This window comes from Pseudomonas chlororaphis (assembly GCA_001023535.1).
In the GTDB taxonomy this organism is placed as follows: Bacteria; Pseudomonadota; Gammaproteobacteria; order Pseudomonadales; family Pseudomonadaceae; genus Aquipseudomonas; species Aquipseudomonas chlororaphis_E.
Genome location: CP011020.1, coordinates 5,615,327 through 5,637,164 on the forward strand (window position 1 = coordinate 5,615,327; position 21,838 = coordinate 5,637,164).

The 21,838-nt window shown below is 57.2% G+C and carries 24 protein-coding genes; 20 read left to right on the forward strand and 4 right to left on the reverse strand.

What is annotated here, in order from left to right; genetic code table 11:
* Nucleotides 1-18 precede the first annotated feature (18 nt).
* Entirely contained in the window at nt 19-276 is a 258-nt protein-coding gene (locus VM99_24465; protein AKK01061.1) for a hypothetical protein, read from the reverse strand.
* 208 nt (nt 277-484) lie between these two features.
* Here VM99_24465 and VM99_24470 point away from each other — a divergent pair, with 208 nt between their 5' ends.
* A complete protein-coding gene (locus VM99_24470) occupies nt 485-826 on the forward strand; it encodes an XRE family transcriptional regulator (protein AKK01062.1) in 342 nt (113 codons plus the stop codon).
* Between the two features lie 950 nt (nt 827-1,776).
* Here VM99_24470 and VM99_24475 read toward each other — a convergent pair.
* Entirely contained in the window at nt 1,777-2,178 is a 402-nt protein-coding gene (locus VM99_24475) for a hypothetical protein (protein ID AKK01063.1), read from the reverse strand.
* Between the two features lie 181 nt (nt 2,179-2,359).
* Between VM99_24475 and VM99_24480 the strand changes: the two genes are divergently transcribed.
* The 5 genes from VM99_24480 (at nt 2,360) to VM99_24500 (ending at nt 6,053) form a co-directional block, all read left to right on the forward strand.
* Nucleotides 2,360-2,617 carry a hypothetical protein gene (locus tag VM99_24480; GenBank protein AKK01858.1) on the forward strand — a complete coding sequence of 86 codons (258 nt, stop codon included), beginning with the start codon at nt 2,360-2,362 and terminating at the stop codon, nt 2,615-2,617.
* Nucleotides 2,618-2,713: 96 nt separating this feature from the next.
* A complete protein-coding gene (locus VM99_24485; protein ID AKK01064.1) occupies nt 2,714-3,208 on the forward strand; it encodes a DNA repair protein RadC in 495 nt (164 codons plus the stop codon).
* A gap of 53 nt (nt 3,209-3,261) precedes the next feature.
* Nucleotides 3,262-4,008: an ABC transporter substrate-binding protein gene (locus VM99_24490; protein ID AKK01065.1), complete on the forward strand. Its 747-nt coding sequence runs from the start codon at nt 3,262-3,264 to the stop codon at nt 4,006-4,008.
* Nucleotides 4,009-4,658: 650 nt separating this feature from the next.
* Entirely contained in the window at nt 4,659-5,327 is a 669-nt protein-coding gene (locus tag VM99_24495; protein AKK01066.1) for a chemotaxis protein, read from the forward strand.
* A 9-nt stretch (nt 5,328-5,336) separates the two neighbouring features.
* On the forward strand, nt 5,337-6,053 hold the full coding sequence (locus VM99_24500; GenBank protein AKK01067.1) for a conserved protein, ly exported: 717 nt from the start codon (nt 5,337-5,339) through the stop codon (nt 6,051-6,053).
* 8 nt (nt 6,054-6,061) lie between these two features.
* Here the strand turns inward: VM99_24500 and VM99_24505 are convergent, their stop codons facing one another.
* Complete coding sequence (locus VM99_24505) at nt 6,062-6,544, reverse strand: hypothetical protein (GenBank protein AKK01068.1); 483 nt, start codon at nt 6,542-6,544, stop codon at nt 6,062-6,064.
* 35 nt (nt 6,545-6,579) lie between these two features.
* Between VM99_24505 and VM99_24510 the strand changes: the two genes are divergently transcribed.
* The 3 genes from VM99_24510 to VM99_24520 all read left to right on the forward strand — a co-directional run bounded on the left by VM99_24510 (nt 6,580) and on the right by VM99_24520 (nt 9,980).
* Nucleotides 6,580-7,056: a conjugal transfer protein gene (locus VM99_24510; GenBank protein ID AKK01069.1), complete on the forward strand. Its 477-nt coding sequence runs from the start codon at nt 6,580-6,582 to the stop codon at nt 7,054-7,056.
* Nucleotides 7,057-7,065: 9 nt separating this feature from the next.
* The gene (locus VM99_24515) at nt 7,066-9,171 is read left to right on the forward strand and encodes a conjugal transfer protein TraG (GenBank protein ID AKK01070.1); all 2,106 of its coding nucleotides are present in this window, start codon (nt 7,066-7,068) and stop codon (nt 9,169-9,171) included.
* 80 nt (nt 9,172-9,251) lie between these two features.
* A complete protein-coding gene (locus VM99_24520) occupies nt 9,252-9,980 on the forward strand; it encodes a membrane protein (protein AKK01071.1) in 729 nt (242 codons plus the stop codon).
* A gap of 38 nt (nt 9,981-10,018) precedes the next feature.
* Here the strand turns inward: VM99_24520 and VM99_24525 are convergent, their stop codons facing one another.
* The gene (locus tag VM99_24525; GenBank protein AKK01072.1) at nt 10,019-11,092 is read right to left on the reverse strand and encodes a hypothetical protein; all 1,074 of its coding nucleotides are present in this window, start codon (nt 11,090-11,092) and stop codon (nt 10,019-10,021) included.
* A 437-nt stretch (nt 11,093-11,529) separates the two neighbouring features.
* On the opposite strand from VM99_24525, the gene VM99_24530 reads away from it, so the two are divergent.
* The 11 genes from VM99_24530 to VM99_24580 all read left to right on the forward strand — a co-directional run bounded on the left by VM99_24530 (nt 11,530) and on the right by VM99_24580 (nt 21,837).
* The gene (locus VM99_24530; GenBank protein AKK01073.1) at nt 11,530-11,769 is read left to right on the forward strand and encodes a conjugal transfer protein; all 240 of its coding nucleotides are present in this window, start codon (nt 11,530-11,532) and stop codon (nt 11,767-11,769) included.
* A gap of 17 nt (nt 11,770-11,786) precedes the next feature.
* A complete protein-coding gene (locus tag VM99_24535; GenBank protein ID AKK01074.1) occupies nt 11,787-12,158 on the forward strand; it encodes a conjugal transfer protein in 372 nt (123 codons plus the stop codon).
* Nucleotides 12,159-12,165: 7 nt separating this feature from the next.
* Entirely contained in the window at nt 12,166-12,579 is a 414-nt protein-coding gene (locus tag VM99_24540) for a conjugal transfer protein (GenBank protein AKK01075.1), read from the forward strand.
* Nucleotides 12,576-13,217: a hypothetical protein gene (locus tag VM99_24545; protein ID AKK01076.1), complete on the forward strand. Its 642-nt coding sequence runs from the start codon at nt 12,576-12,578 to the stop codon at nt 13,215-13,217. Before VM99_24540 ends, VM99_24545 begins: the two co-directional genes overlap by 4 nt.
* Nucleotides 13,214-14,026, forward strand: a complete 813-nt coding sequence (locus tag VM99_24550) for a conjugal transfer protein (protein ID AKK01077.1) — start codon at nt 13,214-13,216, stop codon at nt 14,024-14,026. Before VM99_24545 ends, VM99_24550 begins: the two co-directional genes overlap by 4 nt.
* Nucleotides 14,016-15,533, forward strand: a complete 1,518-nt coding sequence (locus tag VM99_24555; protein ID AKK01078.1) for a conjugal transfer protein — start codon at nt 14,016-14,018, stop codon at nt 15,531-15,533. The genes VM99_24550 and VM99_24555 overlap by 11 nt, the downstream gene beginning before the upstream one ends.
* Nucleotides 15,496-15,912 carry a conjugal transfer protein gene (locus VM99_24560; protein ID AKK01079.1) on the forward strand — a complete coding sequence of 139 codons (417 nt, stop codon included), beginning with the start codon at nt 15,496-15,498 and terminating at the stop codon, nt 15,910-15,912. Before VM99_24555 ends, VM99_24560 begins: the two co-directional genes overlap by 38 nt.
* The gene (locus VM99_24565) at nt 15,912-18,662 is read left to right on the forward strand and encodes a conjugal transfer protein (GenBank protein ID AKK01080.1); all 2,751 of its coding nucleotides are present in this window, start codon (nt 15,912-15,914) and stop codon (nt 18,660-18,662) included. Before VM99_24560 ends, VM99_24565 begins: the two co-directional genes overlap by 1 nt.
* 466 nt (nt 18,663-19,128) lie before the next feature.
* Nucleotides 19,129-19,383 carry a DNA-binding protein gene (locus VM99_24570; GenBank protein ID AKK01081.1) on the forward strand — a complete coding sequence of 85 codons (255 nt, stop codon included), beginning with the start codon at nt 19,129-19,131 and terminating at the stop codon, nt 19,381-19,383.
* Nucleotides 19,384-19,501: 118 nt separating this feature from the next.
* Entirely contained in the window at nt 19,502-20,458 is a 957-nt protein-coding gene (locus tag VM99_24575; GenBank protein ID AKK01082.1) for a conjugal transfer protein, read from the forward strand.
* Nucleotides 20,455-21,837, forward strand: coding sequence for a conjugal transfer protein (locus VM99_24580; GenBank protein ID AKK01083.1), 1,383 nt, complete (start codon nt 20,455-20,457; stop codon nt 21,835-21,837). Before VM99_24575 ends, VM99_24580 begins: the two co-directional genes overlap by 4 nt.
* Nucleotide 21,838 lies beyond the last annotated feature (1 nt).

Below are 21,838 nucleotides of genomic sequence, written 5' to 3' on the forward strand. Positions count from 1 at the left end.
ATCAATGGAATGTACCGATCAGTGTGTCATTAACGGAGACTGATCCCTCTCCAGGTCAATTAGCGGTTGTCCGATTTCACGGGCCAAGGCGATGCCCGTCGAAATCCATATCTGTCCCAATTCATTGAACGCTTTCAGGTGTGCAGGATCTTCGTTGAGCCAATGGACAAGACTGTCCAAGTGTTCGGGGTTATCAGGACAATCATGGATCTTGATGAACAACTCCAGTGTTCGATCCCAAATCAAATCCGTGACGTCCTTGCTCGACTCTTCCATGCTCAACCATCCCTCAATGCGGCCCTGTTAGACCAATCATCTCTCACTGACCACCCTGGGCTCTGATGCCGAGGAATAGAAACCACATCGCGATGCAATGCAATTTCAGTCATCATTACAACCTAACAAGTCGATACTCAACCTTTAAGGATGTTCATGTCAACGGGTCTTTGCTCAACCATTCGGGTTGAACCGGAGAACTCATCACTTGGCACATAAACATCCAACCCAAGCCCAAATCGGGCGCATGATCGCGAAGCACCGCACCGAGCGTAATCTGACCCAGGAAGAGGTGGCTGAACGCTTAGGGATCGGCAGCGAAGCCATCTCGCGCCTGGAACGGGGTGTGGTGGAGCTTTCCGTGGTCAAGCTGATGCAGCTGGCGGATATTTTTGACTGCCGTATGGATGAACTGCTGACGGAGTCGAGCAATCGTCCCAATGACCAAGGCCAGATGATTGCGGGCCTACTGAGTGGACTGGAGGAAAGCGACCGCGCCTTTATCCTGACGACTGTCGAACAATTGGCCGCTCATCTGGGCAGCAAGTAAGCTCATCATTCGCTGGAGTTCGATATGGAAACCCTGAGGTGGACGCTCTGCCTTGGCCTTGACGTCGCCCCGCCCCCTTTGCTGTAGTACCTCAGGATCATCGCCAACGGCGACCCAAGACCGACTCGCTCCGGGTAGCTCGGTCGGACTCTTAGAGTTCGGAGCCTTTTCTCTTCTCCGGAATTGCATTCCTGACTTGTGCTCGACCTGATTGCTGAGGCGGATGACCGTTGTTGCTTCTACCAGGCAACAACGGTCATCCGCCTCGGCGATTGTATTCAGTCCCGGGGCCCACCGGGGAAACACTGGGCACCCTTTGTGCGCGGATGCGTGCCAGCAATTTCCGACCCAGGCCACGACAAGGGTCGGTTGGCGAGTCGTGACGCGGTTTAATCAAGCTTTGCGAGGGGCTTGTCCGCTGTGTGAGACGGCCAAAGGTGGCTTTTCTCTTCTTCGCCTGGCCGCACGCCGGGCCCACTCTTCATTTTTTTCATTCCAGTGACCGCCACAGTATTCCGGCCCTAAAAATTCGGGTTGCAGCGTCTTGACGCTCCCCTGTGACAGGCTTATACAAAGGGCGTGGTTCGCTGTCGTTGACAGCCCAGCCCAGGTAGCTTGAACCTTCAAGGCTACGCCACGTTCGTGGTGGTTTACCCAAGTGCGATTAGCATCCGGAAGCTCGCACGGTTACCGCTCCAGCGGTGATGAATGCCCACTCCCCCGCCTGCGGATTTTTGCCACAGACATCCCTCTGCTGTATCGCTATTCACCCAGAGCATCGTCCTGTCCCTCATCAATACCGATGGCGGGCAGCTCATTGCTGATCCTCACCTTACCCACCCTGACGGGGTTCACTTTCCCGTCAGGGATCGTGCGCCGCCGTTTTTCCTTGTAACAGGAGAACCATCATGGCCCACGCCAACCAACCTCAAGAAGTGACTTACTTCAATCTACATACCGCCGGCATTGGCTACCTCAACCGTGTGCGTGAAGTACAGGTTCGCCGCGGACAGCCGTTCATGGCCTGCGATATTGCAGCTCTGCACGGTGCGGCCGATGCGGTGGAATACACTCGCTTCGATTGCAAGGTCGCTGGGGGCGAAGCTGAACGCTTGATTCGCCTCTACATGGACGCCGTCAATGCCGAGAAAAAGGTGTTGCTGTCGTTTCGTATCGGCGATCTGTGGATTGATCCGTTTCTCTACGAGAAAGGCGTCAAACAAGGCCAACCAGGCGCCAGCCTGAAGGGTCGTCTGCTGTTCATCGACTGGATCAAGGTCAACGGCATGCTCGAGTACAAAGCGCCTGCCAGGCAGGAAGCAACAGCACCTGCTGAGCAAGCGCCTACCCATGAACCTCCTCCTGCATCGTCTGATGCCGAAGGTGAAGAGAACGAACCCGAAGTTAAACCTTCGTCACGCCCGGCTCGCCGTGTCTCTACTCAAACCGTTCGGTCCGCTTGAATGGTTCGTAAAGCCCGTCATCAAGGCGCTCCTTCGGGCGCCTTTTTTTAACCGACATGGGAGCCATCTTATGGAATCCTTCTGGCTTTGCGACGAATGCGTGTGCGCTGCGGCTTATGAGGACTACAGCACGCTTTCGCTTTATCAAACAGCGGATCAAATCGCTCAACGCATCGCCGCTCTTCCACCTGGATTGGCTCGACTGATACCCGTCAGTGCCGACTTCGATTCCGAGGCCGGCTGGGGAATAAACGGATTTTCCTCGCAGCCCTGCGATGGCTGCGCTTCTCCTCTGCACGGTCAGCGCCACCAATTCACTCGGTTGTAAACGGCTCGACACCTGCTCACAACCACTTCATACCCAGCCAGGGGATACCACTCCCCTGGGGTGTGTGCCCCTGCCGATCCAACTCGGAGGCACCCCATGAGTAATCAACTCACACTGATTGAAACCACCGATCCTGAAGCTGATCGGCTCGCACACGAGAATCGCGTGATCGATGAAGCGCTGCATATTCTGGATCGTCGATTGTTCACCCGCGGCCCAGGTCTGACTTCTCCTGAGACCGTGGCCTCATTCCTGAAACTGCAACTGACTCAACAGGAGCATGAAGTCTTCGGCGTGATCTTCCTCGATGCCAAACATCGAGTGCTTGCGTTCGAAATTCTTTTTCACGGCAGCATCGACGGTGCCAGCGTATACCCTCGCCAGGTCGTTAAACGCTCCATGGCTCATAACGCCGCAGGCGCTATTTTTGTTCACAACCACCCTTCTGGTTGCACCGAACCCAGCCAGGCAGACCGCATCCTGACCGTTAGGTTGAAGGAAGCTTTGGCGCTGATCGAAGTGCGTGTACTGGACCACTTCATCGTTGGCGAAGGCCGTCCGCTGTCCTTTGCCGAATACGGTTGGCTTTAACGCTTACAGGCACTCTCGGGTGCCTTGTTCATTGTTAGCCTGGAGAGCTTCCTATGAACCCTATCCATCAAGACTCAGTTCCGCTGGTAGATTCAAATCCTTTTATGCGTGGCTACCATAGCCTGGATATCGAGCGGCTACTGCAAATCACCTATGACGAATACTGTCCGCCCTGCTTTCGCTCCTTGCACCACTCGCAAGCCCATCTGTCCGACGATGAACTACAACTGTCCCGCTGTTTGTTCAATGATGATTTCGCCTTGATCAGCGAAGGCCAATCCATTCCAAATGAGTTAGATGAATGCTGCCAGACCACTGGACTGGTCCGCCAAGTCGTCTACGCGGTAATGGGTGAAAGGCTCAACCAGAGGCGCCATGTCGGTGATCTGTATTCTCTGGAAGAAGCACAAACTGTGATTCATCACTTGAGCTTCGAAACGGGGCACTACAGTCGGTCCTGGGAGATCAGCACTAGCCATCTTCCCGCAGAGGCGATGTCTTACCTGCAGGAGCGGGTGTACAACGCAATGCCCAAGCCAACGAGTCTGTTTTTCGAGCTGTTCAAATTGCCGGACTGCGACGGCATCGGGTGCAAGCTGATCGGCACCCCTTGGACGGATGAACAGCTGTTGAAAATCGACGGTCGCTCCTACTTGTCACTCAAACAAGAACAACTCGATGCCGGCACCCCGGGAGCCTTGGTCCATGTGTTGTACCTGGCGGCGCTGGCGGATGTGCGGATATTGATCTTCGATCCCTACGCGGCCGTCTTGCCCGGGCTCGCGGTTTTCGACGAATAACCATGCGATGTGCCGCATTAATACGGAGCCCCCCTGAATCGCATTTCTCACTGAATCACGCTTCCCCTCATGTCAGGTTCTGCACTGAATCTGACATGAGGAATCTTTTCCATGGCCCGTTTTTTCACGCTGGTCTGTCTGCTAGGCGCACTGAGCGCGTGCACTGCGCAAGCTCCAAGTACATCGCCGTCCCATCCACCACCCGACAATGAGATGAGCCGGAGCCAATCCAAAAAGGATACTGGCGAAGGCAGTCATCAGGCGGACCTTCGCTATGGCCGCTATACGCTAGTGAGCACCGCGCCCACTAGGGAACAACGAGACCTGCTTGCCCAGATCATCGACATCAGCATCCCGTCAAACCTGAGTCCATCGGTCCAGGATGCGCTGCACTATGTGTTGTTGCGCTCGGGCTATTCGCTCTGTCCTGATGCCCCGCCAGTGAAGGTGCTCTTCAGCCGTCCATTACCAGCAGCACACTATCGCCTTGGACCGATCCCGTTGCGCAGCGCACTGCAAGTGCTGGCCGGTCCGGCTTGGCAACTCACAGTCGACGATATCAATCGCTCAGTCTGCTTCGAACCACAAAAAGCCGAGACCCGAACTGTACCGATCGCCTCTTCTCCGTCCCCCCAGCTGGAGACGCGCCCATGAAAGCCTCAACGTTTCAAACCCTGATCGTTGGGGGACTGTGCCTGGCGGTCGCTGGGCTGAGCGGTGGTCTATATAACCAGGCTCAGAGCATGACGAAATTGCAGGACAGCAGCATCCAACACCAACAGACCTTGGACACCCTGCAACGTGACTCAAACGCCCTCAAGGATACGCAGGAAAAACTGCATTACGCGGTGAAAGACCTGAGGCAGATGGTCGATACCGGCGAGCAACAAGCCAGTGTCCTCGACCCGATGCTGGACCAGTGGGCACAAGAAATTCAGGAATTGCGCGACGGTCTGGCAACCCGGGCTACCGAGGCTGACATGACTGCGTTACGGGCACGCCTGGAACAAGTGGAGCAGAAGCTCCTGGACCTCAGCTCCAAGCCATCACCACCAGCGCCACCGTCCACAGCCAAACCGAAAAACACCGTTCTCCCCAAGTCCGTCCCACTCTCGCCTCCCTTTTCAGTGTCGGGTGTTGAGTCCCGCGGCGGCGAACGTTTCTTGGCGGTCACCCCGCATGACAGCCGTACTCTCGCGGATGTTCGACTGCTGCATAGCGGCGAACAAATCAGCACCTGGCGCCTGAAAGCATTGGAACCAACCTCGGTCATTTTTGCGGTGAGCGGACATCCAGACCAAACCGTTCAGGTTCCTTAAGAGGTCTGCATGAACAAAGTGCTCCCGACCGTCCTCTGTCTCGTATCAATAGTTGCCGTTAGCGCTGCGCAGGGAGATACCGCTGCGATCCATTCGCAGCCCCAAGACACTCAAACCATCCCATTGGAGCGCCTCCGTTCGACTCAGGCTGCGACCTGGGGATTGTCCGAGCAAGAGTGGTCACGCTTCGAGCAGATCCAAGCTGGCCCGCGCGGTTTCTGGAGTCCAACTCTCGATCCATTGACGGCTCTCGGGGTCGAAGCCGAGTCCGATCAGGAGCGTCAGCGCTATGCCGAATTACAGGTCGCGTTGGAGGCCAAACGCGCCGAACGCGAGCTGGCCTATCAGAACGCTTATACCGCCGCATGGGCCAAGCTGTTTCCCGGACTGCTGCCGATCCAGGGCATGGCGTCCGCCTCCCCTGCCAACTCCCCAGTAGCGCCCCGCCCAGCGTTGTTCGTGAAAGATCATTGCCAGCCATGTGTCGTCGAAGCGCAGCGTCTGCAAAACAGTGACGCCGCTTTCGATATCTACCTGGTGGGCAGCCAAGGCGACGATGAACGCATCCGCACCTGGGCACGGCAGGCGGGCATCGACCCGGTTCGAGTACAGCGCCGGCAGATCACCCTGAATCATGACCGTGGTCACTGGCTCAGTTTGGGGGCTTCAGGCCCATTCCCTGTCACGTTCCAACAGGTGAATGGACAATGGCAACGTCTCAACTGAGCAGTTTGTTACTCACGCTCATGGCACTGACGGTTCATGCGAACGAACTGCCGCCGCCGGCCTATCAACTGGCGGCGCACGGTGCAGACATTCCTCCTGCTGTTCTTTTCGCCATCACCTTGCAGGAGAGTGGTATTCGCGTGCGAGGTCGGCTGTTGCCCTGGCCTTGGACACTGAATATCGCCGGAACACCTTATCGCTTCGTCACTCGCCAAGCGGCGTGCCAAGCCTTGGTTCAGGCGCTCGCCCACCACGGCGCCAAGCGGGTCGATGTTGGACTCGGACAAACCAACCTGGGTTATCACGGGCAACGCTTTTCCAGCCCCTGCGAAGCCCTCGATCCTTACCGAAATCTCGCCGTGACCGCCGCGCTGCTGCGTGAACATCACGCCGCCACCGGTGATTGGGTACTGGCTGCCGGACGCTACCACCGCCCAGCGGGAGGCCCGCCTGCTGCTCGCTATCGCGCCAGTTTTTCTCGCCAACTCCAACGGGTACTGTTTTCCTTCAATCAGGTCATATCTCCATGAAACGAATTACCCTCACCTGTTGCTCAATCTTGTTCCTGGCACCTTTCGCTTGCGCGCAACTGGCCATTGCAAAGGATTCTCCTCAGTCGAATAAGGGGCTTTCATCCCATCGGGCCATTTATGCAGACCTGTCCATACCGCCCGATGAGGCGTGGATATTGCCGGTCAAAAGCTCTCAGCTGAGTCCAGGTAAAGTCATATCTCGACAGCTGAAAATGCCCGGTTTAAAGCCGTTCTTTCTAGTGGGCGACGACCCTCGTTCGCTGGATTGGCTACGCCAACGTGCTGGTGAGTTAAAAGCGATTGAGGCGGCTGGCCTGGCCGTGGAAGTCGCCGATACCAATGCCCTGTCACGGATCCGAGCAGCAGCTCCTGGCATCACCATTCTGCCGGTCAACGGCAACGACATCGCCGCCCGCTTGCAGATCGATCACTACCCCGTCTTGATTACTGCTACCTCGCTGGAACAGTGAGCCTAAGCCATGGCCGACCATGCGATGGAATCCAAGCTTCGGCCGGCAGTGGAGCTTTATACCGTAGCGATCTGTATCGCGGCCGCGCTGTTGTGCGTGTTTTCGCCTTGGGCCGTGGCCCTGTCACCTGAAATCGGCAGAGTCACGGCGCTGGCTTACACGCTGTTCGGGCTCGTGCGATTTCGCCAGGCCTGGGATGTGCTGCGCTATCGCCGCAACATCCGTCGGTTACCTCGTTATGAACTGACCAGTCGACAGATTCCAGTCAGCCGCAAACATCTGTTCATGGGGCGCGGGTTTCGCTGGACTCGCCTGCACACACAACGTCTGGTCGAGGCCCAGGATCCAGCCGTCGCCTGTTATGTCGATCCACCTACTGGCTATCGCCTGGCACGAGGCCTGGAGCGTCGTCTGGAGCATGCGCCGTTCCCACTCTCGATCATGGGGCGCGTTACGGCCTGGGACAGTATTTTCAATCCCGTACGCCCCTTGCCACCGGTAGGTGGCTCACCGTTGCTGCATGGTGTCGAACCAAACGAGATGGAGGTCAGCCTTCCCCTGAGCGAACGAGTTGGCCATACCCTGGTACTGGGCACCACCCGTGTTGGCAAGACGCGACTGGCTGAGGTGTACATCACCCAGGATATTCACCGCGCCGAGCACGAGGTAGTGATCGTATTCGACCCCAAGGGCGATGCCGACCTGCTCAAACGCATGTATGTCGAAGCGCGACGGGCTGGTCGTGAGAAAGAGTTTTACGTGTTCCATCTGGGTTGGCCAGAGATCTCGGCCCGATACAACGCCGTGGGACGTTTTGGACGTATATCGGAGGTAGCGTCGCGCATCGCTGGGCAGCTCAGCGGCGAAGGCAACTCCGCCGCTTTTCGCGAGTTCGCCTGGCGCTTCGTCAACATTATCGCAAGAGCCCTGATCGAGCTGGGTCGGCGTCCGGACTATCTACAGATCCAACGGCATGTGGTCAACATCGACGCGCTGTTCGTTGAATATGCCCAGCAGTTCTTCGCTAAGACCGACGCGAAAGCCTGGGAAGTCATCGTCCAGATCGAAGGCAAACTCAACGAGAAAAACACGCCTCGGCATATGGTCGGGCGCGAAAAACGCGTGGTCGCCATCGAGCAATACTTGGCGGCGAAACGCGTATTCGATCCGGTATTGGATGGGTTGCGTTCGGCAGTACGTTACGACCGGACCTATTTCGACAAGATCGTCGCCTCGCTACTGCCACTGCTGGAGAAACTCACCACCGGCAAAACCGCTCAACTACTGGCCCCCAACTACACCGACCTGGACGACCCGCGGCCGATCTTCGACTGGATGCAGATCATTCGAAAACGCGGCATTGTCTATGTCGGTCTGGATGCGTTGACCGACGCGGAGGTAGCCGCTGCGGTGGGCAACTCCATGTTCGCCGACCTGGTTTCGGTCGCCGGGCACATCTACAAACATGGCATTGATCAGGGACTACCCACAGAGAGTAGCAGCACAGAAAAACTCCCCATCAACCTACACGCCGATGAGTTCAACGAGCTGATGGGCGATGAGTTCATTCCGCTGATCAACAAAGGCGGTGGCGCTGGCATCCAGGTGACGGCCTATACCCAGACTCTGAGTGATATCGAAGCGCGTATTGGTAACCGAGCCAAGGCCGGCCAGGTCATAGGCAACTTCAACACCCTACAGATGCTTCGCGTCCGTGAGACGGCTACCGCTGAGCTGCTTACCCAACAGTTGCCCAAGGTCAATGTGCTGACCAAGACCCTGGTGTCGGGGGCCACCGACACTTCCGACCCAGAGGCTAATACGGACTTCACCTCGTCCTCGCAGGATCGCGTCAACAGCACCAGCGTGCCGCTGATCGAACCTGCTCATATTGTCAGCCTGCCCAAGGGGCAAATGTTCTCCTTCCAGGCCGGGGGGCAGTTATGGAAGGTGCGGATGCCATTACCTAAAACCTCCAACGACGATGCCATGCCCAAGGACCTGCAAGAGCTCACTCAGCGAATGCGGGCGACTTACAACCAGCAAGCGGGCGAATGGTGGAGTACGAGCGGCGGTGGCCCAACCGTTGACTTCAATCTGGATCAGGTGGGGTAAGTCTCATCAATGGTCCAGGTTTCGGCTAGGAACATTCAGAAAGCGTCATGACACCGTCGGCACGATGCAATGGGATAACGATGACAGCCTCTACGCAAAACGCTCTACAGCCTATCCAACGTCCAGGATTGATCGTATCGGCGATCAGGCTCGTCCTACGGGTAATTGGAGTGCTGATAGCGTCGTTGCTACTCTCAATTCTGATTGAGTTCGCGGGGCTGCTGCTGTTCTGGGGGGATCAAGGTTGGCGTCACAGCCAAGCCATGCTGAACAGCGAGCTGGGCTGGCTAAGCGAGCATTTCAGATTGTCACTCATCATCCAGCAACCCGGGCAAACAATCGCCAATTGGCTGGGCTTTCTCAATGAGTGGTTGCTGGTCAAGACTGGTTTTGCGGATTTTGCTCAGCAGGCGCGCGTATCGAGCCAGGGTAACGGCTACTGGGGCTGGCTCAATCAACTTTACGTCGACATTGAGGATTTTGTTCTGGCGGCGGTGTATGTCGCCTTCACTTTCGTAGTACGGTTAATGATTCTTGGGTTGGCGACACCGCTGTTTATGCTGGCCATGATCACCGGTTTTGTCGATGGGTTGACGCGTCGGGACCTGCGAAAGTTCGGTGCGGGCAGGGAAAGCAGTTTTGTTTATCACCGGGCTAAACGAGCCGTAACTCCATTGCTTGTCGCACCGTGGCTAATCTATCTCTCCCTGCCCTTTCCGCTCAATCCTCTAACTATCTTTTTACCGTGTGCCGCGATACTTGGAGTGGCAACAGCAATCACTGCAGCGGCATTTAAGAAATATATTTAATACCATCTAAAACCTCACCAACTACCCCAGCACCTCTATCATTTTCTGACTGCATACCGGCAACCATCGGCAATCACATCTACAAAATCCTTCAACCTAGGCCGAATCCAGTCAGCACGTTTTTCATGCTCAGCAAATGGTCGTGAAAACATAAAATTGACCATATCCTTTACCTGCTGCTCTGCATGCGGAGTCCCGAATTCAACGCCCTTGCTTTCGACGTAAGAATGCCGATATCTAAGTACCTCATCCAGATCACGGTCGAATGTCTGTCCCACTAAAACAAAGCCAGCCCTATCTCGATACTGCCTCGACCCATCGCATATCTGTAACATATCAATATCACCTAATCCTGACAGTGCTCCTTTTCTGTTGAACTCGTTAAGATCAGCTAAAGCGTCAGACAATTCACCGCTTCCAATCGGACGCGCGTCGGGATCATGCTGAGAGTCTCGAATAATTGAACGCTCAATTCGACTTGCCAAAACAAACTTCACATACCAAGGACTGAAATACTTCAATGGCAAGTTATCGGGTATCTCGCGATACGCAATGCCTAGTGGAATTTTCACGCCAAAAGGAGCCTTGAGATCCGTTCTCCAATCTCGCGCCTCAATTTCCCGAAAATAATTCGTCAGGTAAATATCATCAGCATGTATTGCTGCAAGCCTCCCTACCAGCTCTTCCATCGAATTAAACCCGACCCACGATATACGCAAGCCAGTATTAACAAAATACTTCTGCAACTCCTCAAGTGCACCTAACACTTCTTCATTAGTAATCCCGCCTCGACGCCCCATGTGCTCGTAGAGGGCTGCCGGCGTAACAGCAAGATATGTCTCACGATCACTCCAACCTGTTACAAACCTAGTAAAAGTGACATAGGACAACGCTTGCAGATTACGATTAGAATCCTTCACCCTATGCTTAAAAGACTGAACAATACTATTATCCAGCACCAAGTACATCGGGCCTTCAAGCTCATAACTTATAGCGTACTTCCTTGCAAAGCCCGCTGCGAACCTAAAAAATTTTAGTATCTCTTCATCCGTGCGCCCCATGAGACAATTAACGACTTCAGCCCCGACCTTCTCTTTAATTTCGCCCAACATCCACAACTCCAGAAATCATTAAAAAAACGATTACACCCTGTTCGAATTATGTACTGACACTCATTCCTTTCTCGTTAATCTTAATGCCATATCAACGTTGAGAGAACTATGATGCCCATCTTTCCCGTGCGTTTTTTTGTATTTAGTTTAATCGTAGCTTACGGCGCTAGCTCTGCTGGCAGTGAACAGGAGCAGAAGCTCCATTTACTCCTCCAACAGCTCGATACTCTCGAAATATTGACGCAACAGGCATCACGTTACGAAGCTCCAGAATCAGGCGCGCGCTACCGTTTTGACTACCCTCGCCTGACTCAAGACATCCAGCGAATTCGTCTCGGTGTGAGGGGCTATCTATCCCCCTCCCGTGCTCAACCTCACGACCCCAGTGATCTAACCGGCGATTACCGTCTCGACTCTCCTCCTCAGGAGCCATCGCCATGAGCATGACAGACGCTCAAACCGCAGCCTTCCAAAACGCCTCCGGTTTTTCTGCGCATAGCAGTTCGACGCTCTGGCTGTCCCTGGTTCTCGTTCTCGCATTGCTCTGGTGTGCGTGGGTGATGTGGACGGCATACCGAGGTTGGGTAGCAGGTAGCGTCCGCTTTGGCGCGTTTGGAGGCAGCGCTGTACGCGTGCTGCTCGCCTTGTTGGTTTTGATGTTCTTCACCCTTTCCTAAACCAGGAGATCGCTATCATGTTCAAGTGCCTTGCTCCGCTGAAAAATAACCTGTGTGATCGCGCCAGCCAGCGACTGATCGGTTTGCTGTTGGTACTCGGTTCGAGCCTGGCTTTTGCCGAGCTCCCCACCATGGAAGCCCCTTCCCGTGGCGAAGGCTCTGGCCTGATCGACACGATCAAAAACTACGCCTACGACGGCGGCATCCTGCTCGGCTTGCTGATCGCCCTGCTCGCTTTCTTGGGTGTGGCCTGGCACTCGCTGACCGTGTATGCCGACGTTCAGAACCAGCGCAAGACCTGGAAAGACCTCGGCGCGGTGGTTGGCATCGGCGCCCTGCTGGTGGTGATCATCATCTGGTTCCTGACCAAAGCCGCGGCGATCTTGTGAGGTTGGCATGAACGACACTATCGAACGTCTTGCCGACGGCACCTTGGTTTTTCTGCCGGAGCGACTCAATCGTGATCCCGCCGTGCTGCGCGGCTTGACCAATGATGAGATGTGGATAGCACTCGGTGCTGGCGCACTCATCGGCCTGGTCCTGGGTGTACCGCTGGCGATTGCTACTGCCTCCATTGCAGTGGCGCCGACCAGCATGATCGCAAGTATGGCGGTGGTGTTATTGGCCGGTGGCACACTACTACGTCGGGCCAAACGGGCCCGCCCAGAGACTTGGTTGTACCGTAAGCTCGAATGGGTGTTGGCCAGCCGCTGGCACCTGAGGCGCGGCAGTTTGATTCTCCATTCCGGCGCCTGGACGGTCCGTCGTTCGCGTCGACTGCGCCCTGCCCTGTCTCGGTGGCAGCGATGAGTCGATTTCGAAACAAGGTCGATGCCCAGCAGGCCCATATCTTCAGTCTGCGTCTGGCGGTGGTGATCCTGGCCCTGCTCTGTGCCGGACTCTGGTATGGCTGGCGCTCGGCACCGACCGATCTGACCGTGCATGTACCACCGGATTTGCGCTCGGGCAGCACGCGCAAGTGGTGGGATATCCCCTCAGAGAATGTCTATGCCTTTGCCCTGTACATCTTTGGCCAACTCAACCGTTGGCCCTCTGATGGCGAGCAGGATTATCGTCGCGCTATCTACGGCTTGCAGTCCTATCTGACACCCGCCTGCAAGGCCTTTCTCGACGGCGACTACGAGTACCGCAAGGCCGCCGGAGAACTGCGCCAGCGAGTACGTGGCGTCTACGAAATCCTCGGTCGAGGCTACAGCGAAGATCCGGAACTGAGGGTCAAGCAACTCGACCGCGACAGCTGGTTGGTAAAGCTCGACCTCAACGCCGATGAGTATTACGCCGCCGAACCGGTGAAACGGGTGGTGGTGCGTTATCCATTACGCGTGGTGCGCTTTGATCTGGACCCCGAACGCAACAAGTGGGGATTGGCACTGGACTGTTATCAGGGCACCCCGCAAAAAATTTCCCTGCCTGGAGGTGAGCCATGAAGCGGTTTTCTACCCTGGGACTCACTGTCGCATTGGCACTCTGGGGAGTTGCAACACAGGCCGTCGAGCTAATGCACTGGGAACGCCTTCCCCTCGCAGTTCCACTGGTGATCAATCAAGAGCGGGTGGTCTTTGTCGATGAGGCTGTTCGCGTTGGTGTGCCCTCAAATCTGACGGGCAAGCTGCGCGTGCAATCAACCGGCGGTACGTTGTACCTGCGCGCGTCGGAAACCATTGCACCGACCCGACTGCAACTACAGTCGGTCGCGACAGGCGAGATCATCCTGCTGGATATCGCGGCCACGCCTGGCGATCAACCGCTGGAGCCCGTGCGTATTCTCAAGAATGCTCAAGTGCAAGCTACCGAGACTGAAACCAGCACCGTCCCTGCCCCAGAACGTACACCGATCCCGGTCTCCTTGACGCGCTACGCCGCGCAAAGCCTGTACGCGCCCCTGCGCACCGTGGAGTCCCTGCCCGGCGTACACCGCGTCCCCCTCAAGCTGCGCACCGACCTGCCTACCTTGTTGCCGACCGAAAACGTGTCCAGCACCCCCATCGCCGCCTGGCGACTCGGTGATTACTGGGTGACGGCGGTGAAGTTGCGAAATCGTGGTTCAGCGACGGTGCAGCTCGACCCACGTCGGCTTCAGGCCACGTTGTTCGCCGCAGCCTTTCAACATGCTTTCCTCGGACCTGTGAGCAGTGCTGAAGACACCACGATTGCCTACCTCATCACCCGCGGTGCCGGCCTCGAACATGCCGTGCCGCTCCCGTCCGCCGCGCGAGGTGCTGACGATGAAGGCTAACGCCTTGCTCAAATGGCTGGTGCCGGCTGCGCTGCTGGCCGTGGTGTTTATCATCCTGAAAAGCTGGGTCGCGGGTGGCAGCACGGCCTCGCCAGCGAGCCCAGTTGACCAGAGCAGTATTCAGTTATCCGCCGAGCAAGCCAAATCCTTGGGCATTGCTGGTGATACCCCACGCGACACGGTCGCCACCCTGGTCGGACAGGTGAAGGCCATGCGCAGCGACATGCTCGGTCTGAAGAAACACAACGATTCGCTGGTGACGGAAAACAACCGTCTGCGCGAGCGGGAAAACAGCGTCGACTCGCGTATCCAGTCGGCGCTTGGCAGCGTGACCCAGCAGCTCGACGAGGGTCGCCGGCAAGCCAACGAGGCACGAGTCAAAGCGGAACAAGACAGTCGTCAGGCTCGCGGTTTGCTCACGCAATTGCAGGAGCAGATGTCGGGGCTGACCGGCAATGGCAAGGATATGCCAATCGGATTAGGGCTTGAGCCTGGCGACGGTGCTCAGTTCGAAGAGCAGCATTCTGCTAGTGATGCGCTGCAGTGGATTGAACCCTCGGATGCTCCGCCTACAGGCGCCCGAGGCACAACCAGGACCGCCTCCGCACTGAGTCTGCCTACCGCCTTCAACTCACTGGAAGGCTTTAAAGATAATGCGGTTGATCGCAGCCAGAAACAGCTGCAAGCCGCCACTCAGGGTGAGCGTGACCTGACGCGATCCGTTGACCGTACTGAAGGCACGAAGCCGGTCTACACCATTCCTGAAAACGCCACGCTGATGGGCTCAGTCGCCATGACCGCGCTGATTGGCAGAATCCCAGTGGACGGCACCGTGAATGATCCCTATCCCTTCAAGGTACTGGTCGGTCCGGAGAACCTGACGGCCAACGGCATCGACCTGCCGGACGTCGCGGGTGCCGTGATGAGTGGCACGGCGTCCGGAGATTGGACCCTGTCCTGCGTACGCGGTCAGGTCGAATCAATTACCTTTGTGTTTACTGATGGCACCATCCGCACAGTGCCTCAACCGAAGGCGGTAACCAGTCGCAACGCCTCCACCACCCAGAGTACAAACACGGACAAAATTCGCGGTGGACTTGGTTATCTATCCGACCCGTACGGAATTCCGTGCATTGCCGGCGAGCGCCGCTCGAACGCCCAACAGTACCTCGGCAGCCAGAGTCTGATCACCGCGGCCGGCGCGGGTGTCGCCGCTCTGCTCGACAAGGAACAGAACAGCAGCAGCGTGATCAGCTCGGGCGGCAGTGCACTCGGAGTCACCAGCAGCAGTGGCAACAGCGCGCTGAATTCAGTTCTCAGCAGTGGGGTCAGCGACATCCGTGAGTGGGTCAACAAGCTGTATGGCGAAGCCTTTGCTGCCGTGTACGTGCCACCGGCCGCACAGGTCGCGCTGCACCTCGAACATGAGATCACCATCGACTACGAGCCCAAGGGCCGGAGCGTTCGCCATGCAAAAGACCAAGCTTCTCTGTCTGACCTCGATTAGTGTGCTCTGCCTGCTCCTGGCAGGGTGTTCCAGCGACAAGGACACATTGCTGCCTCATGGCGAGCAAACCATGCTGGACATCTGGAACGGCACCGGTTCGCAAGGCACTCAGCAGCAATTGCTGGATGCCCGGCAACAGCTATGTCGCCCGTTGGCTCATACAGAGTTCTCCGCTTCCCCCGAGGAACCATACACTCGCACCGCAGCGAACGAGATCCGCAACCTATTCCCTCGCCTACCCAATCCCGATCTGGTGCTGTACGTGTATCCGCACTTGAGTGGTACCGAGCAGGCACCAGTCCCCGGTTACTCGACCGTCTTTCCGTTCTACCAACGCGTGCAGTACGCATTACCTGGTGAACGTCAGGAAGACCTGTAGTGCGTACCGGCGATTCGAACCGCACCGCCGCGTGGAAAGCCTGGCGCCATCCATTGCGCCCGCGCGCCACCTTGGCCGATGAAGCAGCACTGTATGCTCACAATCCCAGCTTCACCGATCACCTGCCGTGGGTCGAGTACCTCGACACCGAGCAGTGTTTTCTGCTCGATGACAATCGTTCGGTGGGCGCGGTGTTTGAGTTGCTGCCGATCGGCACCGAAGGGCGCGAACCCGATTGGCTGATGGCCGCCCGCGACGCCCTCGAGGACGCATTGCAGGACAGTTTTGACGAGTTGGATCAGGCTCCCTGGGTGGTGCAGTTTTTCTGCCAGGACGACAACGACTTCAGTCCATACCTGACCCGGCTTACCGAGTATATTCAGCACAGCGCGCAAGGCACCCTCTTCACCGAGGCGTATTTGGAGCACAGCCGCCGTCATCTGAAGGCCATCGCCAAGCCTGGCGGTTTGTTTGAAGACCAAGTGGTGACGCGCCTACCTTGGCGCGGTAACAATCGGCGGGTGCGTTTGGTGGTCTATCGCTGGCTTGAGTCTGACGCTGAGGAAATGGGACTTACACCGGCGCAATCCCTGCAACAGGCTTGCGAACGAATTGGTGCGTCGCTGCAAGCATGCGGGGTGCAATCGACGAGAGTCGATGGCCGAGGTCTGTATGCCTGGTTAGTGCCCTGGTTCAACCCGGCTCCCAGGCTCACCGATGAAGCACCCGAGGAGTTCTACCGCCGCGTAGCCTATCCGGAGCCAAGCGACGGCGAGTCACTGGAACTACCTTTCGATCACGACTTCGCCGAACGGCTCTTTTTCAGTGAGCCACGTTCGGATGTGCAGCGCGGACTCTGGTTTTTCGACGATCAACCCCACCGGGTCATGGTGGTGGACAAACTGCGCCGGGCCCCCTTGATTGGTCAACTCACCGGGGAAATCCGCAAGGGCGACGCGATGAATGCGCTGTTCGACCAGTTACCCGACGGTACGGTGATGAGTCTGACCTTGGTGGTCAAACCGCAGGATGTGCTTGAGGACCAGCTAAACCGATTGGCTCGTAAAGCCATCGGTGAAAACCTGGCCTCGACCCAGACCCGTCAGGATGTTGAAGAGGCCCGCGCGATCATCGGCCGCCAGCATAAGCTGTACCGTGGCACGCTGGCGTTTTACGTGCGCGGTCACGATGAGCAGCAACTGCACCTGCGCTCGGTCAGCTTGGCCAACGCACTGCTGGGTGCGGGGCTACAGCCGGTACGCGAAGGCGACGAAGTTGCCGCCTGCAACAGCTATCTGCGTTGGTTGCCGATGGCTTTTAACCCGACCCGCGACACACGCAACTGGTACACGCGTTTAATGTTCGCGCAGCACCTAGCGAACCTCATTCCGGTCTGGGGTCGCAGCACTGGCACCGGCCACCCGGGCGTCACCCTGTTCAATCGTGGCGGCTCGCCGTTGAGCTTTGATCCGTTGTCTCGTCTGGACAGGGCCATGAACGGCCATCTGCTGTTATTCGGCCCCACCGGCGCTGGTAAGTCGACCACCCTCGTCACCCTACTGATGCAAGTCATGGCGGTGTACCGCCCTCGCCTGTTTATCGTCGAAGCCGGCAACTCATTCGGCTTGCAGGGAGACTACTTCGCGACACAGGGCCTGTCGGTGAACAAGGTCCAATTGAAACCTGGCGCCTTGGTCAGTCTCGCCCCGTTCGCCGATGCCTGGCGCCTGGTCGAGCAACCGGACCAAGTAGCAAGCCTGTCGATCGATGAGTGGGACGATGAGGCAGTAGCCAGTCGCGAAGACCAGCGCGATGTTCTCGGCGAACTGGAAATCACCGCCCGCCTGATGATCACCGGCGGCGAGGCCAAGGAAGAGGCGCGCCTGAGTCGAGCCGATCGCAGTCTAATCCGCGAGTGCATTCTCGATGCGGCACAGACCTGTGTCGCATCGGGTCGCCAGGTATTGACCCGCGACGTGCGCGACGCGTTGCTGCGCGTCGCCGCCGACGCGCACTTGCCGGAGAAACGTCGTGAGCGTGCCCAGGAAATGGGAGAGTCCATCGACCTATTTTGCCAGGGTTTCGAGGGTGAACTGTTCGATCGCGAAGGCACGCCTTGGCCCGAAAGCGATGTGACCATTGTCGATCTCGCCACTTACGCTCGCGAAGGCTACGAGGCCCAGATGTCCATCAGCTACATCAGTCTGATGAACACTGTGAACAACCTGGCCGAGCGCGATCAGTACCTGGGTCGGCCGATCATCATGGTCACCGACGAGGGTCATATCATCACCAAGAACCCGTTGTTGGCGCCATTCGTTGTCAAGGGAACGAAGATGTGGCGCAAGCTCGGTGCTTGGTTCTGGTTGGCGACGCAAAACCTTGCCGACTTTCCCACTGCCGCCCAGACCATGCTCAACATGATCGAATGGTGGATTTGTTTGAACATGCCACCTGCGGAAATTGAGGAGATTGCTCGCTTCAAGAAGCTCACACCGGCGCAAAAAGCCTTGTTGCTCTCCGCTAGCAAGGAGCCTGGGAAATACACCGAAGGGGTCGTACTCTCGAAAAAGCTTGAAACGCTGTTTAGGGCCGTGCCGCCCAGCCTTTATCTCGCTCTGGCCATGACCGAGCCCGAGGAGAAAGCCGAGCGCTGGAGGCTGATGCAGAGCAACGGCTGCTCGGAGTTGGAAGCGGCGTATCAGGTAGCTGAGCGGATCGATAGAGCGCGAGGAATAGAGCCCGCGTAGAAAAATCCATTCGGATTGCGCTCTAAAGCGAACGATAGATTATTACGATGCGCCTCGAAGCCGCTGTTGAATTCTTAACAGAAATCCGGCTTCAAAAGCATCCTGGCAGTCACCGACAGGAAGGGTTTTTCGTATTTGCGCCAGCTCCCACCACAGTGGAATCTCGCCGGCCGCATCGAGCCATGCTTGGGCGCATTGCACACCACGTTCGATCATTGGGCCAAACTCATTGCCCCAAGGCGTCAGAAGACCTGGGCAACCATCTGCCGCAGGAATTGAAATGTAGTTTTCGTCCATACACACCCTAAATTCTGATTTATGGTTAAACGTAGAGCCCGAGCCTCGAAAATCTTAACGGCGCCAAATGAACGCTCAATAACGGGCGCGAGCATCAAATGGCGTAGAACAATACCAATGTAGACTATATCCCGTGGATTGAGAGTCCCTCAAAGCGCAATTTGCGCGCATGACTCAAGACTACGAACAGCTTCGCCTGCAACTGGCGGAGAACATCCGCTTGATACGGAGTGTGAGGAACCTTACCCAAGAGCAACTGGCGCTCATGGCCGAGGTGGATCGTACCTATGTCAGTCAAATCGAACGAGGGGTAGGTAACCCGTCGCTATTGGTCTTGTGCAAACTCGCCAATATTTTTGAGATCACCGCAGATCAGCTACTCATCGAATCTGACGCCCTTCGCCGCGTGCTGGACATTGAGTAGCTCTTTCATCGTCCTATAAATCCTTGTAAACCGACGACACCAGCTTCAGTTTTACCACTGACGGTGTACGTTCAATCATTGAACGTGTCCAGGCCATTAGCCCCAAAGAGCCTGGATCATGCCTGTCGTATGCCCATCAGATACGCCCCAGAAGCTACGACCATTGGCACTTAGCGTACTGCTGGCGTGTGGGCCGAGCGTGGCGCTGGACACCAGCAGCATCACGACCTCCGTGCTTTCGCCAAATTGCCTCGAATACCGGGTCGTTGGCATTTGTTTCTGGCTTCTCTGCACGCCTTTCGGTTGTACAGTCAAAACCTCACCCAAGGTACGTCATTTCATTCCTGAGCTGGTGGTCTCAAGCTACGCCACCACAGGCAATAATCCCTGGACCGAAATGACCACCCTATCCGCTCCCATCAGCGGTGCGGAAGGTGGCGGCAACCTGATCACGCCGAACACCCATCGCGACAATCTGGCGCGCTTCAAGAACGTTGACGGCATCGGTCACCCAGGTGGCTGGGCTGCAACGCAACTGGCTTCGCAGTCCGGCTACGCCTGCGCCAGTGGTGCCTTCGCTTTCCTGCCCTACTACCTGAGCACCCTGGACTCCCTGGCCTGGCGCCATGGCATCCCGGAAAACTTCTACCCCGAATCCCTCATACCGGGAATCCGCGAAGTCGGCCGTCAGGCGCTGGGGAACATGTGGGGGAACGTCTATCCCCGTCAGGGCTTCCTGGTACAGGCCGATGACTTCAAAGCTTCAGCGGTGATGGCGCAACGGGCGGGCGATGTGATTACCCGCAACGGACAGCCGCATGCGTACTTACCGCTCCTACCCATACCACGCGACGGCTACTGGCCACCCGGCCCGATCGTTGAAAACGACGCATCGACTCACAAATGGCAACTGCTCTATCCCCAGGTTCAACCCACCTGCGCCATCTTCCCCAGCGATCCGGTACAGAGCGCGGACGGCGGCTACGCCTGGTCACTGTGGCGTCCCTATAGCTGCTGCAAACGAGAGGGCCAGACCTTTCTGTTCAGCATCGACTTCGAAGGAGGTGCTTCATGAGCCAGCTTCTCGCACGGCCCTGGTTGGGCGTGATAGGTCTGTTGCTCTGTGAACTGCTTTTCATGGCTGCTCATGCCCACGCCGCCGAGGACGATTACCGCCTGGGCACTCAAGGCGGAGTACTCGACGATCGAGTGATGTACACCATCGGTGGCGGCTCCGCAGTGGGCTCACCGAGCTCGCTCTACCGGCCCAGCGGTCTCGGCGTCGGCGGGTCCTGGCGAGCAAACATGATGTGCGGAAACATGAGCCTCACCAACACCCTGCAAAACCAGCTGAACGGCGCTACCGAAGGCTTTCAGCAGATCATGGGCAGCATTGTGCAGAACGCGACCCAAGCGGTGATGTCACTACCAGCGTTGATCATCCAGCGCGCCAATCCCGGCCTCTATGAGTTGCTGAGTAATGGGGTGATGCAAGGCCGCATCGACTTCGACCGCTCCAAACTGACCTGCCAGGCCATGGCCGAAAAGATGGCGGACAAGGTCGGTCAAGCCGGTTGGGGCGCGCTGGCCAAGAACCAAGAGATGCAGGGCAATCTGGAGCAAACCGGCGGTGATGCGGTGGCTGCGGTGAAAAATACCGAGGCCCGTAACGGCAATAATGGAGTCTCCTGGGTTGGTGGTTCTAAGGCTGGTGGGAATGGGCAAACACCCATTCGAGTGACCTCCGACGTAGTTCGCGCGGGCTACAACCTGCTGCATAACCGGACGGTGGATGACAGTACGTTGATCAGTAGCACCGATTGTTTGGGAGGAGCCATTTGCCAGACGTGGGTGTCGCCACAGGAGGAATCCGAATGGGCCGTTCGCGTGTTGGGTGAAAGTGAAGTCGCGACCTGTGACAGCTGCGAAACCCTGCGCGCTACCGCTGGCAGCGGATTGACGCCGCTGATTCAGGAGGCCTACAGCGAACGCCTCAAGGCCTTGCAGGGGCTGCTGTCCGGCTCACTGTCTACTACTCCAGACAATCTGGCTAAAGCTTCCAGCCCAATGCTGCCGGTAACTCGCGGTGTGATCGAAGCCCTGCGGGATGACCCCGACCAAGATCTGTTGGCACGGCGTCTGGCCAGTGAGACGGCCTTGTCCAGTGTACTCGACAAGGCGCTCCTGTTGCTGCGCACGCTGCTGGCGGGCAGTCACGAACCGAACATCGCCTCCGCCGAGCCGGCCCAAACTGCCTTGACGAAAAACATCGAGGTACTGGAGCGCGAAATTCGCCTGTTGCAGACCGAACTACAGGTCCGGCAGATGCTCGCCACCAATACCGCGAGCCTGGTGCTCGATCGGCATGCCGGCGGTGCCGATGCCTCCCGTACCGTGGAGCAAGGTGACCCCGAGCCGAGCCGACTCAATGATGCCGACGCCAGGCGCAAGTAAG